The organism is Solibacillus sp. FSL R7-0668, assembly GCF_038006205.1.
GTDB lineage: Bacteria > Bacillota > Bacilli > Bacillales_A > Planococcaceae > Solibacillus.
Map to the genome: position 1 here is coordinate 2,496,583 of NZ_JBBOUU010000001.1, position 17,033 is coordinate 2,513,615.

The following is a 17,033-nucleotide window of genomic DNA, read 5'->3' on the forward strand; positions in this document are numbered from 1 at the left end:
AATAGGAATAGCTTTGTTAAAAATTTCTTTTTATATGGGATATTTAGGCGAAATTGACATTTTGGCCATTATTTCATGTAAAATAGAAATAATGAACCATTATAAATACCAATGATTGGAGGATAGAAAATGCTACATCCAATAAAAATAACTAGTACTTTAGCCGATGAAACACGTTTTTCAATTTACGAATACATGTTACAGCATAAAAAACTTTTTACGGTTCAGGAAATTGCCGATGAATTCCAAATCCATTCGAATGTAGCGCGCCTACACTTAACGAAGCTTGCAGAAATCGGGGCAATCTCAGCTGAATTTCTTAAGACGGGGAAAGGTGGACGCCCCGGTCGAGTTTACCGAATCAAACAAGAAGGGATTCAACTTAGCTTTCCATATCGCGACAATTCGACGATTTTGAAGTGGTGCATTCAATTAATCGATCAACTTGGCGAGGAGGCACTACAACAAGCAAAAAAAATTAGCTATGAGGATGGGCGTCAAATGATGCAACAACTTATCCATACCCAAAAGGACACTTTGCCATTATCATTTGATGAAAAATTAGCCATTTTAACAAAAAGTGCTCAACAAATTGGCTATATTCCAGAAGTCATTCATGAAGCACATTCCAAGAGTTTATTATTTTCCATTTATAATTGCCCTTTTCATGAGCAAATGAAGGAAAATGGCGAAATCACATGTCAGCTACACGAATCATTTTTACGCGGACAAGTTGAAATATTATTTGGTGACAGCGAATTCGCACATTTCGAAAGTATGCTGCATCATTGTGACTTTTGCAAATATAAAATTACGATACGCAGTTGATGGAAAAATAACACGCGATTGTCACAACTCTCCCATAAGTTCTAGTTTACATTGTTTGGAGCATTGCCTTATAATAGATGAGAGATTAGTCTATTTTACGTAAAAGGAGGGAAAATCTAAATGAGCAATATGTATAAAGTTATGGCATTCTGGACAGCTGTTTTCGCCGTTATGTTCTACCTTGGTGGTATGAACGAGGTTTCGCTATTATTCGTAGGTAATACAGGATTATTTTTATTATTAGGCTTCTTAAATCTGTCAGAACGCATGTATCTATACATTTTCGGAGCTTACTTAACTGTTTTCTTCGCAGGATTCACGTATTTTACAACGTTCATGCACACTCCTGGTGGAGGACACTAATTAAAAAAACGACTGCTTCTAGTACGCAGTCGTTTTTTTATTTTTTAGAAGCCATTTAAAAACGGATTTTGATCCATTTCAGCAGCTGGTGTTGTATAGCCTCCATGACCCGGATAAATAATTGTATCCTCAGGCAATGTGAGCAGTTTATCATGAATCGACTTCAGCAATACTTGCGTCGATCCCCCAATCAAGTCTGTACGACCTATACTTCGTTCAAACAATGTATCCCCTACAATTGCAAAGCCATCTTCTTTAAAGATAAACGACACACTGCCTGGAGAATGTCCTGGTGTATGTACGACATCAAAGGTGAAATCACCAATCGTTAATTCCCCTTCTGCACGAAGAATATGCGCTTCGTCCGGTGCTTTTACAATGTAGTTTGGCAACTCAGCATATTTTCCAGAGCCGTTTTTGAGAGGATCTGCTAACCAGTCCACTTCCTTTTCATGTACATATAACGGGAGCTCAAATACTTCTCGTAACGCCTCAACTGCCCCAATATGATCAAAATGTGTGTGCGTTAATAAAATCGCGAGCGGCTTTAGTCCATTATTTCGTAGCTCTTTTACAATACGTGTTCCTTCTTCACCTGGATCAAAAATTAAACAATCTTTATTCTTATTACTGACAATATAGCAATTTGTTTGGATTGGTCCGAGTGGGTAAGTACGGATATTCAGCATTTCTTTCACCTCAAATTGTGTTATAACGATCGTTTCTAGTGTACCATGACTTAAGTGTTCATATAAACGTCATTTTTAGTCCTCGACAAACGATTAGGAAACATTTACAATAAAAGAGGAATATTGTTGCGACATTATTTGGAAACTAATGTCGAAAGGAGTGTCAATTTTCATGAACTTATTAATGGTTATTTTTGGCTTAATTGCAATTTTTGGCGTAGTTGGCATATTCCAATCAATCAAAGAAAAAAACCTCTTAGCTGTGTTATTTAACGCCGCTGCTGCAGGTGTTTTCGGTTGGTTCGTTATTATGACGATTCTCAATCAAGGTTATCCACCAGTTAGTCACTAATTGCAAAAAATACCCGCACATTTGTTGCGGGTATTTTTTTTGTTCTTTATCATCCAAAGAAAAAAGCGCCCCCTAATTGGAGACGCTGTTAATTATTTTTCCTCTACTGTTAGATTCCCCGTTTCAACATCATAGAAGCGTAGTAAATCGCCGTTAATAATTTGATCCGAATAGCCTAACTCTTTTGTTGCTCGCTCAATATATGGCTGACAGCCCGCGATGTCGACCTCTACGCCTGTTTCACGGTCATAGCATACTTCCCCAGCATAAACTACCTTATCCGTAATAAATCGACCGTCACGGAATATTACAAAGTCCTCATGCTCCTCAGAGAATAAGTCTGCCCCTAACTGCATGTCCTTAGATGTGTCAATCCCTAATAAATGCAATAATGTTGGACGTAGATCTAATTGCCCTGAAACGGCTTCCATCACTTGTCCATCATTTGAGCCTGGAATATGGATGAAGAGCGGTACCGATTGTAATAACGCACTGTCATAAGGCGTAATTTCCTCTTTCCCTAAATATTGCGCCATTGCTTTATTATGGTTTTCAGAAATCCCATAGTGGTCACCATACATGACAATAATGGAGTTTTCATATAACCCTTGTTCTTTTAAATCCTCGAAAAACACCTTTACAGATTCATCTAAATAACGAACCGTTTGGAAATAACGATTTAATGTACCTGAATTTGAATTGAATTCATTAATCATCACGTCTTCCGGATCTAAATAGAATGGATAGTGATTCGTTAATGTAATTAAACGGCTATAAAACGGCTGTGGCATTTCCTTCATCAATGCTGTTGATTGCTCAAAGAATGGGATATCCTTTAATCCCCAGTTCACTGAGTTCTCATCATTCACATTATAGGATTCAATATCATAAAAGTTATCTAAATTGAATGAATTGTAAATCATGTCACGATTCCAGAATGATTTGTTGTTGGCATGCATGACATTTGTGTAGTAATCATTTTCGCCTAATCTTTCTGCAAATGAGTTGTACGTATTTTCACCATGTGTGAAGAATACCGCACCACGACCTAATCCGAATAATGAGTTTTCAAAAATAAACTCTGAATCCGATGTTTTCCCTAAGCCTGTTTGGTGGTAGAAATTATTAAAATAATACGTGTCTTTATCCTGTGTTAATGAGTTTAAAAATGGTGTAATCACTTCGCCATTCATTTCATTGTTAATTACAAACGTCTGTAATGATTCTAATGACACCGCAATGACGTTACGCCCTTCATACTTACCAAACATTTGGACGTTTGGTTCTGCTTGATTGGCACGAACATAGTTGCTTACTTCGACTAATTCACTGCCGTCTGCTAACGCACGTTGCGCAGATGATTTTGATTGCACATAAATATCATAAAGATGATAGTTGTATGTCCCGATATTTTTCACTAATAATTCACGGTCAAATGCACGTGTTAATAATTGTGGACGCTCCGTTTCAGCTAACCCTAAGTTTAAAAATAAGACAGCTGTCGCCAATACAAAGTAAGCTTTACGAGCATCTTTGCGCACTGGCGTAACGTTTTGAACTTTCGGTAAATATTTCAATGCGATGAAAATGATGAATACATCGACAAAGTATAAAATATCGATCCAGTTAATAATAGCCGCAGCAGATGTCCCTAATTCCCCAAAGTTACTTGTTTGGAACAATACAGGCAATGTAACAAAGTCATTATAGAATCGGTAAAATGCTACATTCCCATAGAGAATTAACGCAAGTAAAATACTGCCGCCTACGATATAACGATTTTGAGCTTTTGGAGATTTAAAGAATAATGATAGACCGTAGAAAAATAACAAGAAGCTTAGCGGGTTAATGATTAAAATTAACATTTGCATCGCATTTTCTACATCCATATCAAAGCTAGTTACGTAGACAATAACCGTCTTAATCCAAGTTGCTATTACAGCAATCGCTAATATCGAATGTTTAGGCCACTTAAGACTTTTCATATCCTATACATCCTTTCTCCAGTAGTACTCTAATTTATATATTAATAAAATAACATGCTAATGAAAACAAAGTTTATCTTAATCCTTTTTGTAACGGTGTGCAACATAAATTCACACCACAACAAAAAAACACTTTCAGATAAGTTATTCTGTTACACACATTAATAGTTAGTACGTTTGAAAGAAAAAGAGGTTTCACAAAATAGTAAAACAGCGAATTTCACCGCTGTTTTAAGGAATATTTGCTTCAAACACTTTTATTCCTTGCCTAACAAATAACAAAGTAAGATAGAACTCTTCAAAAATGCAGCATTTCGTCGTTAGTGTTTTTCCATTTTCAGTCTTTGCTCTTCTTGTCGTAAGATTAATAACGCCATTTGAAAATCTTTTGTATCAATAAATTTCGATCGATACAGCTCCTTCACTTCATCTTCCATTAAGTGTAAGTCACCAATTCGATCCTTCGTATAAATGTATATGCCATATTGCTTTAATAAGTGAATAATATCTAACATTGATTGCATCCGTCTGTCCTCCAAATCATTGCCCACAATTCATACAATTGTGCTCTCCTACTATTATATGTACCGGCAAATCATGTGATTCTCGCGGTACTTCGTTTATTACTTGTTCTTCAAATGCCAGGGCGATTTTCATCCCTGTATAATGCTGTAAATAGCGGTCGTAATAGCCCCCACCAAATCCAATACGATAGCCCCTTTTATCAAAAACGACACCCGGTACAATGATGACATCCATCTGTTGCTTTTCCACCGGCTCACAAAGGGCTGGAATCGGTTCTAAAATATTTTGATAAGCCCGTTCTGTTTGAGCAAACGTATCGATTTCGTAAAATTGCATAGTACGATCGGATGCATTGCATTTTGGGACAGCGACTTTTTTATTCATTTTCCACAATTGCTCAATTATAAAACTTGTATCCACTTCTGGTTTGTTAGATAAAGTAATACCGATTGTCGTCGCCTGAATAATGGCCGACTGTTGCAATAAATTTTGTGCAATCGCATAGGAGCGCTCCCGATACTGCTGATAGGGCATATTATTTAGTTGCTGCAAAACGGAATTTCGAAGCTGTTTTTTATCCATGCTAATCCCCCATTTCAAGTAAGAACAACAGAATTCATTTAAAAGCTAGTATCATTCTTCACCATCACGTAAAGAATCATAATAACATTTAACAAAAATGCATATAAAAAGCCAAAACCAACAAGTGGCTTTGGCTAATTGAGCGATTATTACTTTGTTTCACGGTGAAGAGTGTACTTCTTCTCGCGAGAGCAATATTTTTTAAGTTCAAGACGCTCTGGATTGTTACGCTTGTTCTTTTTAGAAATGTAGTTACGTTCGCCGCAGTCTGTGCAAGCTAAAGTAATGTTTACGCGCATTATTAACCCTCCCACTCTAAATTAAGAATATAAATTTATTTGAGCATGATTTATACGACTTACCCATTATAACATACTCTCCAAAAAAATCTAGCATGATTTATTATTAACTTTTGATATGGTAAAATAAATTTTAGAATAGCTTTGCAGGGGGTATACATAATGGAAATTTCATCGATTTTAATGATTGTCGGTATCGTTATCATCATCTTATCCTTATTTATGAAAGATAAGTCATCTAAAATTGAAAAGGAATTAGATGATTTATCCATTAATATTTATCAAGAAACAAATTCTTTAAAGCGCCGTATTAAAACATTAGAAGAGGAATTGCTTGTTGAGCCAAACTTCCAAGTAAAATCACCAAACGGCAATCAAAAAAAGCAGCAAGAGGCCATGCAGTCATTTCAACAGATAGCCGCGCAAGTTAAGGCGTCACAAAGCTATGGTGCTCCATCACAAAATGCACCTAAAGCGAGCAATAAACCGATTAACGGCATATTAGTAAGCCAGGTGTTAGCGCTCAATGGACAGGGCCTATCAATCGACGAAATTAGTAAGCGCTCTACCCTTTCACATGCTCAAATTCAGGCGATTATTGCAAACGGAGGCATCCAATGAAAAAGTCTATGCGTGCATTCGGTATCGGCGTGTTTTTAACAGGGGCTGTCTTTGCTAGCTATGAGCAATTATTCCCTGATCAACAAGCGAAGGATACAAAAGTGCTTGAAAAACAGGTAAAGCAATTTGAGCAGCAAATCGAAAAATTAAATAAGCAACTGGCCGCGCAAGAGACAACCGAAACGAGCGAAGCCAAACAACAAAAGGAAGAAAATACTACCAATCAGTCACCAAATACGGACGAAAAAACAAGTAAAGATAAAGTAGCATCCTCAGAGGCTTCAACAGAAAATATTACGGAAGCAACAATCTACATATATGAAGATGTTTCAATCTATACCATTGGCCAGCAAGCAGAGGATTTAGGCATTGTCAAAAATGGTCGTGAATTGGAACTTTTCTTAGCAAAGCCCGAATATTCACGTTCGATCCAAAAAGGGGCATTTGATTTGCGCTCTGATATGACGATTGAAGAAATCGCCAAAACACTAACTGGCAAAAAGCTAGAATAAAATCAGGTGGTAGAATTTTCACATTCTATCACCTTTTTTCGTTTCAAAACACGTTGCTTCACTTATAACCTATTTTTATTATGTACATAAAAATAATGCATTATCTTTCTGAGAATAGGTCGACTATACTAAATGGTAATTATTGTACAAAAATTTGTCATATTTTTATCGATTGAAGGGATATTTGTGGAATACATAAAAAAAGGAACAAAAGAGTTTACATTTACGAATTTGGCATTGTTTGCGGCTGGATTTATAACATTTGCTAATCTATATAGTACACAGCCGCTCATGCCTCAATTCACAAAAGATTACGGGATTTCACCGGCAGTCGCCAGTTTATCATTATCGGTAACGACTAGTATGCTCGCATTTAGTTTACTCTTATTCGGGTCATTGTCAGAAGCTTGGGGACGAAAAAAATTAATGACCGTTTCCATTTTTGTTGCATCCCTTCTAACAATCGTACTTGCATTTTCTCCTAATTTTGAAATGCTTCTTTTATTACGTCTTGTACAGGGATTTGTTTTTGCAGGAGTACCCGCCATTGCTATGGCCTATTTAGGGGAAGAAATGGAGCCTGCAAGTCTTGGGGCTGCAATGGGACTATACATTAGTGGAAACGCAATTGGTGGGCTATCAGGGCGCGTCATCATGGGCACGATGACACATTATTTTGATTGGCATATCGGTATGCTTGTGCTCGGCATGCTCAGCTTAATCATTTGTGCGTATTTCGTTTGGGCATTGCCACAATCAAAGCATTTTACAGCTCAACCATTACAATTTTTAACTTTAACGAAATCATTATTACACCATATAAAAAACGGCAAGCTCCTCTGTTTATTTGGAATTGGCTTTACGCTGATGGGGAGCTTTGTCACGATGTTCAACTATATAGGCTTCAAGCTAGTTGAGCCTCCGTACAATTTAAGCACGGTAATCGTCGGCTGGATTTTTGTTGTTTATTTAGTTGGTTCATGGAGTTCCGCATGGTTTGGGACTTTATCGGATCGTTTTGGTCGTCAGAATGTTTTATATAGCGGGGTAGTTATTATGTTAAGCGGTGCTTTGCTCACAATGCCCCATAGTTTATGGATCAACATTATCGGACTTGTTATTTTTACTTTCGGCTTTTTTGGCTCTCACTCAACCGCGAGTGCATGGGTATCAGCTACCGCAAAAAAAGATAAGGCTCAGGCATCTTCCCTATACTTATTTGCTTATTACATCGGATCAAGCATCGGGGGAACGGCTGGTGGTGTGTTTTGGTCAACGTTTAGCTGGACAGGTGTCATATTATTTATAACAAGCGCTCTTGTTCTTACACTCGTTTTAACTGCCGTAATTCAAATCATCACTTCAAGCAAAAAAGTTCATTCTGAAATAACTCTATAAAAAAAACAGTACTTAAAGTCTTCTCGACTTTAAGTACCGCTTCTTTTTATTCACGAACCCAAGTTAATCCAAGTGTTCCCTCACCAGCATGCACGCCGACACATGCCGACAGTGGTGTTGGGGTAAATGTAATGGATGGGAATAATTGTTGTAGCTCTTTTTTCCACTCCATCGCGCCTTGTTCATTATTACAGTTAATAATGGCTACCTCGTTCACGGTTGACTTTGCCATAGCACGCTGTAATTTTTCAATGACTGCTTTTTTGGCACGCTTATCAGCACGTACCTTTTGGACGACCTCTACGCCACCTTCTTTATTGTACTCTATTACTAATTTAATATTTAATAGATTACTTAAAAACATTGCTGTTCCAGAAACACGACCACTTTTGTGAAGTTGCTCTAAGCTTTCTGGAATAAATGCTAGCTCGGCCTTTTCGCGCATCGCTAAAATTTGCTCAACAATTTGCTCTGGCTCTAGCCCTTGTTTTTCTAATTTCATCCCTTTTTCAAGCATCGCCTGCATTGGGTACGAACCGATTAATGAATCGATTGGATAGTTTTTAAAACCAGCTTGCTCGGCAGCCATTGGCGAGCTTGCGACAGTACCCGATAAACGCTCAGACGTATGAATCGCAATTGCACAATCATAGCCTTGTTGTTTTAACTGCTCATATAATGCTACATGCTCCCCAAAAGCTGGTTGTGACGTTTTCGGATGTATATTGGCATTGCGTAATTTTTCATAAAATTCATCATGTGTCATATCAATTGTTTCACGTAATGCGCCCTCTTCAAAAACAATATTTAAAGGTAATACGTGAATATTATGTTTTTTAATAAAGTCCGGCGATAACAACGCTGCCGTATCTGTAACCCATGCAATCTTTTTAGTCATTTTAAAGCCCCTCAAATTTTTTTAGTGGATATGAGCCTTACATACATTCAAAGCAGCTCCACAAAAGAAAAGATTGTCTTGACGTCTCATCACGAAAAAACACCTTTTTCTAACCTTCAAACAATGTAAGCGGATTCACATGAGGGACATAGTGACATATGTCATATTGTCAGAAAAAAATTATATTCCAGACAATATTTCGACACGCTTTTCCTAGGTTTTTCTTAGCTTAATAGAGGATAATTATTTTACAGACAATAATTTTTCTTGTACGATAAAATTGCATAAAAAATTCCACACTAAATTTTCTTCGCAAAGGAGATTTTTTTATGAATATTTACGATATTCCTGTTAACAATGAAAAAGGAGAATCCTATCAATTAGATGTGTATCAAGGTCAAGTACTGTTAATTGTTAATACGGCAAGTAAATGTGGGTTTACCAAGCAATTTACACAACTAGAAGCTCTTTATGCAAAATATAAAGAGGATGGCTTCGTTGTTTTGGGTTTCCCTTCCGATCAATTTAAGCAGGAACTCGAAACTGGTGAAGAAGCGGCTAATTTTTGTCGCCTCGATTATGGCGTAACCTTCCCGATGCATGAATTGATTAAAGTAAATGGTGCAGAGGCACACCCATTGTTTCAATATTTAACTGCCGAAACGAAAGGTTTTCTTGGACAAGCAGTAAAATGGAACTTCACAAAATTTCTCGTTGATCGTGATGGCAAAGTTGTAAAACGCTATGCCCCACAGGATAATCCACTCAAAGCAGAACAAGAAATTACAAAGCTTTTAAAGAAATAAATGTTGCCAGAGCTTTTTAGATGACGAAAAAGTAGTTTACGCGTATACTATCAGTAATATGTACGCAAGACATATATTAAATTCAACATTAGGAGTGTTATATTATGGGTCGTTTAGAAAATAAAGTAGCAATTATTACAGGTTCAGCTCAAGGTATGGGTGCAGAACACGCACGTCTTTTCATTTCAGAAGGTGCAAAAGTAGTTTTAACCGATTTAAACGAAGAAAAAGGACAAGCATTAGCAGCTGAATTAGGTGAAAATGCTGTATTCGTAAAACAAAACGTAACAAGCGAAGAAGATTGGGCAACAGTATTAGCAACTGCTGAAGAAAAATTCGGTCCAGTTAACGTATTAGTAAACAATGCTGGTATTACAATGGCTAAAAACATGTTAGATGTAACTGTAGAAGAATACAAACGCATCGTAGACATTAACCAACTATCTGTATTTATCGGTATGAAAACAGTAGCAAGCTCAATGCAAAAAGCAGGCGGCGGTTCAATCGTTAACATTTCTTCAATGAACGGCTTAGTTGCTGGTGCAATCGGTTACACAGATACAAAATTTGCCGTTCGTGGTATGACAAAAGCGGCTGCAATCAACTTAGCACCAATGGGTATTCGTGTAAACTCAGTTCACCCAGGTGTTATCGCAACGCCAATGGTTGTACAAGAAGATACAAAAGCAGCCGTAGAAGCATTCTCAAAACATATTCCATTAAAACGTGTTGCACAACCTGCAGAAGTATCGAAAATGGTATTATTCTTAGCGTCAGATGATTCAAGCTACTCAACTGGTTCTGAATTCGTTATCGATGGCGGTTTAACAGCTCAATAATTATAAAAATCAAAGCAGCCGAGGTCACTTACCTCAGGCTGCTTTTTTTAAAATAATGGCTTTTCTTCACCTTCTAGCTCTATAAATAATGGAAATAAATAACCGAGTCCGATGCCATACATCATAACAGCGCCTCCAATTGTTAGCCATAAGGGAACACCAAAATTGGATGGTAGTAAGAGGAATGCGGTGAAAATAAATGATACCAGTCCTGATACTTGACGTGTTTTTTTAGCATAAAAAAGCTTACCAGCACATACTTGACATTGCATTTGAATGGTGAAGCGCATCATCAACCTGCGTTTTTCCTTTTTAGTATATGCGTGCTGGCAATGTGGGCAGCATACTTGCTCACCTTGATTGCGTGCACTATATAAAATGAGTAATAATACAAGACTTAGCAAGCAAACATAAATCAGCATGCCTTTTATTTGTAAAGATACTTGAAGTTCATAAAATGTCCTCACTACTGAGAAGAGATATGAAAACGCAAAAAATACTAGTATATGGCGTGTTTTGATTATATTTTGACGGATTTTATTAATACGAGCGCCCTGCCAACGCTTTGTTCGAACGATTGTCAACATTGCCACGAAGGCGTTTAATATGGTTAATACTCCGATTACATAGCTTAAAGCTGTTTCGAGTGTCAAATTATTTTTCTGCTCGACATTCGGAGGCTGACTTGCTTGCTGCTGTAACGGATTCACTGGGGCATCTGTGAAAAATAGCAGCATACAAAATCCGAGTAGCCCAACAAATGCCGGGGCAACGAGCCAGCTCCATGGAAATGGCTTGCCTTCCTTTTTAAAACTTTGCGCTTGAACATTTTGCTTTATCCGTTGCTTTTGCTGTGCTGATAGCTTTAATTCTTGTAGCTCCTGCTTCCACTGCTCGTTATTCATCACGTATCCCCTCCCACTTTAACTTTGGCTTTAATTTGACGCGTGCACGTTGCAATCGCGATTTCACCGTAGAAACCGCGAGCTCTAATAGTTCTGCAATTTCAAATACCGTCATTTCTTCATAATAATAGAGCAAAAGCACTTCACGATCCTTTACCGGCAATGTCAAAACAGCTGCCGTAATTTCAGCTTGGAGCTCCTGTTCGATATAAAGTTGCTCCGTATCCTTTGTGGTTGCTTGAAAAAATTCGAGCAACGTATGTTTTTTATTTTTCCAGCTGCGCAAATAATCATAGCTTCGGTTAATGGTCATTTTCACTAAATAGGTTTTTAATGATGCTTCCCCTTTAAATTGCGTAGAGGTTTGATAATATTTCATAAACACATCCTGCACAACTTCCTCTGCTGCTAGGCGGTCCTTCGTATAAATAAAAGCCATGCGATATAAATAATCGCTATATGTATCAATAATTTGTTCGATATCCACAGTGCTACCTCCTTTCACTACAATAGACGGAGCAACTTTCAAAATGGACGCATTTTTTAAAAAAAATAAATGGAGAATTTTGGGGAATCGCAAATAAAACGTGAAAGTCGCAAATATAATCTAAATTTCGCAAATAAACTCAAAAAATCGCAAATATATCTCCTCCACATAGTCCCTAGCTTCCGAAATAAATCCTGACTTTCTTTTTTTGCTAGGAAGATAACAAAAGGAATGCGTGTATTCTGCAACACGCATTCCTTTTACATAAACCTATTAATACATTTCACTTGAACAATTTTTATGCTTTCTGGCGTTCAAAAGAAATATAGCGCGTGCCCTGAAAGGATAATAAACCAAGATCTTGCTCAACTAATTGCCCATACTCCTTACCTGCAATGCTGAATTCCATTCGATCCCCGCTTTGTACTTCAAACGTTATATAATAGGTCGTACGTGAATTGTCACCTTGAACATGGATTCGCTTTGAGACAACCTCTGCTGGCACTGTAAGTAAAGGAGAATTATTATTTTTAATTCCTTGTTTTATACTGGATCCGATGCCGAAAATAAACATACCAATGACAATAACAAATACAATCCCTATAAAGATTGGGCCAATCATAAACATCATATCACCAGAAAACATATGAACACGTCCTTTCTCTCTTTCTATACGTTCATATAATAGAAGGGTTTCATTTGTTACCATTTTTTGAAAAATACACTACTCCATCACCACGAGCTCAAATTTTCAATTCCTCATCAAGCTTCCACCTCTATTTGCTGTAAAAAGGCTTGAATCATGTTGTCGCCCGCTGCTGTGCCAATAGATTCAGGATGGAATTGCAAGCCGAACAGTGGATAAGCTTTATGCTGGATGGCCATTATCTCGCCATCATCCTTACTGGTAGCCACAATATCAAATTCAGAACTTACTGTGCCCGCCTCGATAATCAGTGAATGATAGCGCATGACTTCAATTTCCTCATCAAACCGAGCAAATAATCCCTTCTGCTCATATTTTAAGGGACTCGTCTTGCCATGCATAATGTTTTTTGCGCGGCTCACCGTTGCACCAAAGGCTTCTCCAATCGATTGATGCCCTAAGCAAATACCTAAAATCGGGTACTCCTTGTAAAGCGCTTGAATCATCTCAATAACAATGCCTGCCTCTTTTGGCTCACCTGGACCTGGCGAAATAACGATTGCTTTTGGCTGCAGCTTGCGAATGTCCTCCACTGTTAACGCGTCATTTCGAATAACTTTGATTTCCTCATAAAATTGTCCGATTTGATGATATAAATTATAGGTAAATGAATCATAGTTATCGATTAGTAAAATCATTTGCGCACCTCCAGTAGAGCCTTCGCTTTATTTAAAGTTTCCTCATATTCGGACTCGGGCACAGAATCATACACAATCCCTGCACCAGCCTGCACGTAGGCCTTTCCATCTTTGACAATCATCGTGCGAATGGCGAGCGCTAAATCCATATTACCTGAAGTCGATAAATACCCAATCGCACCCGCATAAATGCCGCGCTTTCGTTGCTCTAGTGTGTTAATAATTTGCATCGCACGAATTTTCGGTGCCCCCGATACCGTCCCTGCTGGTAAGCTCGACGCTAAAACATCCACCAAATGGGCATCCTCACGCAGTGTGCCAATGACCTCGGATACAATATGCATTACATATTTATATTTTTCAATCTGCATATATTTTTTCACTTCAACCGTGCCAATTTGTGAAACGCGTCCAACATCATTACGCCCTAAATCAACCAACATCTTATGCTCGGCAATTTCCTTGGCGTCTTGCAGCAGCATTTGCGCAATTGCTTCGTCTTCCTGTGGTGTTTTGCCACGAGGCTTCGTACCTGCAATCGGATTCGTTGTGACAATGCCATTTTGCACCTTTACTAAGCTTTCTGGTGAAGTCCCTAAAATCGTGTACGGCCCAAAATCCATGTAAAACATATAAGGTGAAGGGTTCGTTGTACGCAGTTTTCGATACAGTGCAAATGGATTTTCATGAAAGTTTGCTTCAAATGTTTGTGACAGCACGACTTGGAAAATATCACCACGACGAATATGTTCCTTTGCCGTTTCCACCATATCAATAAAGCGCTGTTTTTCAATCGTTGGCGCAAAGCTTACTGGCGCTACCTCTTGTTGCTGATAAATGACATTAGTCGTTATTTGCGCTTCAATCTGCTCAATTTTCTCAAGCATTTCCTGTCCACTTCGCCCCTGCTGCAATAAATCAATCACAACAATCGATACTTGCTGCTGTAAATGATCCATCACAATAAATGTATCATAGAAAAAGACATGGACATCTGGCATATTATAGACATCGCCTATTATTTCACCAATCTGTTCAAAGTGAAAGGCGGTTTCATAGCCAAAATAACCAATGACCCCACCAAAAAAGGCAAAGGGTAACTCGGTCGTTCGAATCGGTAATAGCTCCTTTAACAGCGCGAGCACTGGCTTTTCAACAGTCTGTTCTGCCTCGTCACCTAATGTATAGGTACTCGATGTCGCGCCACCCTTTAGCTCACCAATCGAGTCTAGTGCAATAAATGAATAACGCCCACTATCTTTAAATTTTGCATTGGACTCAAATAATACCTTTTGCTTTGCTTGTAATGCCTCATAAATCGCAATTGGCGTTAATGTATCTCCGTTCAATTGCTTCATTACATAATCCTTCATCTCAACTATCATGCTCATCTCTCCTCAGCTCCTGCTTTTATGCACACAAAAAGGCCCTTTCGCTTGTAAAGGACGAAAGAGCCGTGGTGCCACCTTTATTGACTATAAAAACTATAGTCCACTCATTTCTCGTAACGTGAGAGCTACGGCATAGCATTTCCTCTATGCAGCTAGAAAGTCCATTTCATCAAGTGTATTTACTAACTCCCACCAACCGTTAGCTCTCTTAAAAATACCACTTCATTACTTTTCTTCATCATCGCTTTTGTATTAGCTAATATTGTATAACGACTTCATTATTTTTTCAAACTATTTTAAATAAATAAAAAATCCCCGCTTCACAAAATGTAAAAGGGGAATTGTGTATAATTAATTTTCGCGTTGGCAAATCATATCATAAATATATTTTGCTTGATCGAATTCAGGTTGCAATGTATAAGCTTGCTTTAGATGATATTTCGCTTTTTCTGTATCTGTCGTTGAAACTGCATACAATACACCTAAATTATAATGGGCATCGGCGTTGTTCCAATCTTCTTCAATAACAAAATCAAGCTCAGGCTTTGCAAAGTCGAACATTTCCAGCGTACATAATAAAATCCCATACGCTAAACGAATTTGAAGATCCTTCGGTGCCAGTTCTGCTGCCCGTTGCATATACGGTAAGGCTAATTTGTACTGTTCACCACGCTCGAAGCATTTAGCGAGCATATAGTAAGCATCTGCTCCTTGAATGCCGTGGTCAATTGATTTTTGATAAAGCTTCGCCGCTTCTGTGTAGCGCTCTACCTCATAATATAGATTGGCTAAGCCGTAGTAAGCAGTTGCCGCTTGTTCATCCACTGTAATGGCTTTTTGGAAGAAACGCTCTGCACGCTCAATATCGTTCATTGCTGCAAGTAATGTACCAAAATTGACATAGCCCACTGCTTCTTCAGGATTTGCTTCAATTGCCTGAGTGAATGCTTGTGCTGCATCCTCATAGCGTTTTTCTTGAAAGGCCTTTATGCCGATTTCGTTATAATTTGTATCCATATTTTCACCTCTAAACAAATATATAGACGTTCACGTTAAATGAACGTCTATCGAGTATTATCCTACATATGTTAGTTTTTCATTATTTTTAAATACTTCATCAATTGTACCGCCACCTAAGCATACCTCACCGTCGTATAAAACAACGGCTTGCCCCGGTGTAATCGCACGTACTGGCTCTGCAAATTCAATATAGGCTGTGCCGTCTTCACGCATCGTTACGGTAACAGGTGAATCTTCTTGACGGTAACGGAATTTCGCCGTACAAGCAAATGTACCTGTTTTCACTTCGGATGCAAAGCTCATTTTCACCGCTGATAAGGCATCTGAATACAGTGCATCATGGTGGAAGCCTTGCCCAACGATTAATACATTACGTGCTAAGTCTTTACCGATTACAAACCACGGCTCCCCGTCGCCACCAATGCCTAAGCCATGACGCTGACCTAATGTGTAGTACATTAATCCATCATGCGTGCCCTTCACTTCGCCATCAAATGTTTCCATATTGCCAGGCTGTGCAGGTAAGTACTGACTTAAAAATTCCTTGAAGTTGCGCTCCCCGATAAAGCAAATCCCTGTTGAATCCTTTTTCTTCGCTGTTGCAAGACCCGCTTGCTCGGCAATTTTACGCACTTCTGGCTTCGGTAAATGGCCGATTGGGAACATGACTTTTTCTAATTGCTGCTCTGTTAATTGATTTAAGAAGTAGGTTTGATCTTTATTATTATCAATGCCGCGCAGCATGCGAACACCTGATTCGTCACGCTCGACACGCGCATAGTGACCTGTTGCTAAATAATCCGCGCCAAGTGCCATCGCATGCTCTAAAAACGCCTTGAATTTAATTTCTTTGTTACACATCACATCTGGATTTGGTGTACGACCTGCTTTGTATTCTTCCAGGAAGTACGTAAACACCTTATCCCAATATTGTTTTTCGAAATTAACCGCATAATACGGAATGCCAATTTGGTTACATACTGCGATTACATCTTCGTAATCCTCTGTCGCTGTACATACACCATTTTCGTCCGTATCATCCCAGTTTTTCATAAAAATCCCGATGACATCATAGCCTTGCTCCTTTAATAAATGAGCGGCTACTGATGAGTCTACCCCACCACTCATGCCGACTACTACTCGAATTTGTGATGGATTTCTTGTTTCTACCATTTACTATTCACCTTTT

21 protein-coding genes and 1 other annotated feature are annotated in these 17,033 nt (G+C 38.3%); of the genes, 8 read left to right on the forward strand and 13 right to left on the reverse strand.

The features are described from left to right. Positions 1-129 precede the first annotated feature (129 nt). Entirely contained in the window at positions 130-828 is a 699-nt protein-coding gene (locus MKX47_RS12495) for a helix-turn-helix transcriptional regulator (RefSeq protein WP_340774630.1), read from the forward strand. A 120-nt stretch (positions 829-948) separates the two neighbouring features. Then, positions 949-1,191 carry a DUF2626 family protein gene (locus tag MKX47_RS12500; RefSeq protein WP_340774632.1) on the forward strand — a complete coding sequence of 81 codons (243 nt, stop codon included), beginning with the start codon at positions 949-951 and terminating at the stop codon, positions 1,189-1,191. 44 nt (positions 1,192-1,235) lie between these two features. On the opposite strand, the gene MKX47_RS12505 is transcribed toward MKX47_RS12500, so the two are convergent. After that, positions 1,236-1,880: an MBL fold metallo-hydrolase gene (locus tag MKX47_RS12505; RefSeq protein ID WP_340774634.1), complete on the reverse strand. Its 645-nt coding sequence runs from the start codon at positions 1,878-1,880 to the stop codon at positions 1,236-1,238. A 172-nt stretch (positions 1,881-2,052) separates the two neighbouring features. Here MKX47_RS12505 and MKX47_RS12510 point away from each other — a divergent pair, with 172 nt between their 5' ends. Further along, on the forward strand, positions 2,053-2,232 hold the full coding sequence (locus MKX47_RS12510; protein WP_340774636.1) for a DUF2759 domain-containing protein: 180 nt from the start codon (positions 2,053-2,055) through the stop codon (positions 2,230-2,232). Between the two features lie 92 nt (positions 2,233-2,324). On the opposite strand, the gene MKX47_RS12515 is transcribed toward MKX47_RS12510, so the two are convergent. From MKX47_RS12515 to rpmG, 4 genes are all read right to left on the reverse strand, one after another. After that, the gene (locus MKX47_RS12515) at positions 2,325-4,217 is read right to left on the reverse strand and encodes an LTA synthase family protein (RefSeq protein ID WP_340774637.1); all 1,893 of its coding nucleotides are present in this window, start codon (positions 4,215-4,217) and stop codon (positions 2,325-2,327) included. A gap of 320 nt (positions 4,218-4,537) precedes the next feature. Further along, a complete protein-coding gene (locus tag MKX47_RS12520) occupies positions 4,538-4,741 on the reverse strand; it encodes a YqgQ family protein (protein ID WP_340774640.1) in 204 nt (67 codons plus the stop codon). Between the two features lie 16 nt (positions 4,742-4,757). Next, positions 4,758-5,324: a 5-formyltetrahydrofolate cyclo-ligase gene (locus MKX47_RS12525; protein WP_340774643.1), complete on the reverse strand. Its 567-nt coding sequence runs from the start codon at positions 5,322-5,324 to the stop codon at positions 4,758-4,760. 149 nt (positions 5,325-5,473) lie between these two features. Beyond that, on the reverse strand, positions 5,474-5,623 hold the full coding sequence (gene rpmG, locus MKX47_RS12530; protein WP_008408521.1) for a 50S ribosomal protein L33: 150 nt from the start codon (positions 5,621-5,623) through the stop codon (positions 5,474-5,476). A gap of 162 nt (positions 5,624-5,785) precedes the next feature. Here rpmG and MKX47_RS12535 point away from each other — a divergent pair, with 162 nt between their 5' ends. The 3 genes from MKX47_RS12535 to MKX47_RS12545 all read left to right on the forward strand — a co-directional run bounded on the left by MKX47_RS12535 (position 5,786) and on the right by MKX47_RS12545 (position 8,154). After that, positions 5,786-6,244 carry a hypothetical protein gene (locus MKX47_RS12535; protein WP_340774645.1) on the forward strand — a complete coding sequence of 153 codons (459 nt, stop codon included), beginning with the start codon at positions 5,786-5,788 and terminating at the stop codon, positions 6,242-6,244. Then, on the forward strand, positions 6,241-6,756 hold the full coding sequence (locus tag MKX47_RS12540; protein ID WP_340774646.1) for a hypothetical protein: 516 nt from the start codon (positions 6,241-6,243) through the stop codon (positions 6,754-6,756). Before MKX47_RS12535 ends, MKX47_RS12540 begins: the two co-directional genes overlap by 4 nt. Positions 6,757-6,942: 186 nt before the next feature. Next, positions 6,943-8,154, forward strand: a complete 1,212-nt coding sequence (locus MKX47_RS12545) for an MFS transporter (protein WP_340777810.1) — start codon at positions 6,943-6,945, stop codon at positions 8,152-8,154. Positions 8,155-8,200: 46 nt separating this feature from the next. On the opposite strand, the gene MKX47_RS12550 is transcribed toward MKX47_RS12545, so the two are convergent. Further along, on the reverse strand, positions 8,201-9,052 hold the full coding sequence (locus tag MKX47_RS12550) for a DegV family protein (RefSeq protein ID WP_340774648.1): 852 nt from the start codon (positions 9,050-9,052) through the stop codon (positions 8,201-8,203). A 329-nt stretch (positions 9,053-9,381) separates the two neighbouring features. Here MKX47_RS12550 and MKX47_RS12555 point away from each other — a divergent pair, with 329 nt between their 5' ends. Both MKX47_RS12555 and MKX47_RS12560 read left to right on the forward strand, forming a co-directional pair. Next, positions 9,382-9,858 carry a glutathione peroxidase gene (locus MKX47_RS12555; RefSeq protein WP_340774650.1) on the forward strand — a complete coding sequence of 159 codons (477 nt, stop codon included), beginning with the start codon at positions 9,382-9,384 and terminating at the stop codon, positions 9,856-9,858. A 104-nt stretch (positions 9,859-9,962) separates the two neighbouring features. Beyond that, entirely contained in the window at positions 9,963-10,697 is a 735-nt protein-coding gene (locus tag MKX47_RS12560) for a glucose 1-dehydrogenase (RefSeq protein ID WP_340774654.1), read from the forward strand. Positions 10,698-10,744: 47 nt separating this feature from the next. On the opposite strand, the gene MKX47_RS12565 is transcribed toward MKX47_RS12560, so the two are convergent. The 7 genes from MKX47_RS12565 to mnmA form a co-directional block, all read right to left on the reverse strand. Then, positions 10,745-11,602, reverse strand: a complete 858-nt coding sequence (locus MKX47_RS12565) for a hypothetical protein (protein ID WP_340774657.1) — start codon at positions 11,600-11,602, stop codon at positions 10,745-10,747. Continuing rightward, positions 11,595-12,089, reverse strand: a complete 495-nt coding sequence (locus MKX47_RS12570; RefSeq protein ID WP_340774660.1) for an RNA polymerase sigma factor — start codon at positions 12,087-12,089, stop codon at positions 11,595-11,597. Before MKX47_RS12570 ends, MKX47_RS12565 begins: the two co-directional genes overlap by 8 nt. Before the next feature lie 298 nt (positions 12,090-12,387). Further along, positions 12,388-12,735, reverse strand: coding sequence for a DUF2500 domain-containing protein (locus MKX47_RS12575; RefSeq protein WP_340774663.1), 348 nt, complete (start codon positions 12,733-12,735; stop codon positions 12,388-12,390). Between the two features lie 116 nt (positions 12,736-12,851). After that, positions 12,852-13,433: an anthranilate synthase component II gene (locus tag MKX47_RS12580; protein ID WP_340774666.1), complete on the reverse strand. Its 582-nt coding sequence runs from the start codon at positions 13,431-13,433 to the stop codon at positions 12,852-12,854. Continuing rightward, complete coding sequence (gene trpE, locus MKX47_RS12585) at positions 13,430-14,818, reverse strand: anthranilate synthase component I (protein WP_340777813.1); 1,389 nt, start codon at positions 14,816-14,818, stop codon at positions 13,430-13,432. Before trpE ends, MKX47_RS12580 begins: the two co-directional genes overlap by 4 nt. A gap of 53 nt (positions 14,819-14,871) precedes the next feature. After that, positions 14,872-15,075: a binding site (T-box leader), on the reverse strand. A 100-nt stretch (positions 15,076-15,175) separates the two neighbouring features. Next, complete coding sequence (locus tag MKX47_RS12590) at positions 15,176-15,841, reverse strand: tetratricopeptide repeat protein (RefSeq protein WP_340774669.1); 666 nt, start codon at positions 15,839-15,841, stop codon at positions 15,176-15,178. A gap of 57 nt (positions 15,842-15,898) precedes the next feature. Further along, positions 15,899-17,017: a tRNA 2-thiouridine(34) synthase MnmA gene (gene mnmA, locus MKX47_RS12595; RefSeq protein ID WP_340774672.1), complete on the reverse strand. Its 1,119-nt coding sequence runs from the start codon at positions 17,015-17,017 to the stop codon at positions 15,899-15,901. Positions 17,018-17,033 lie beyond the last annotated feature (16 nt).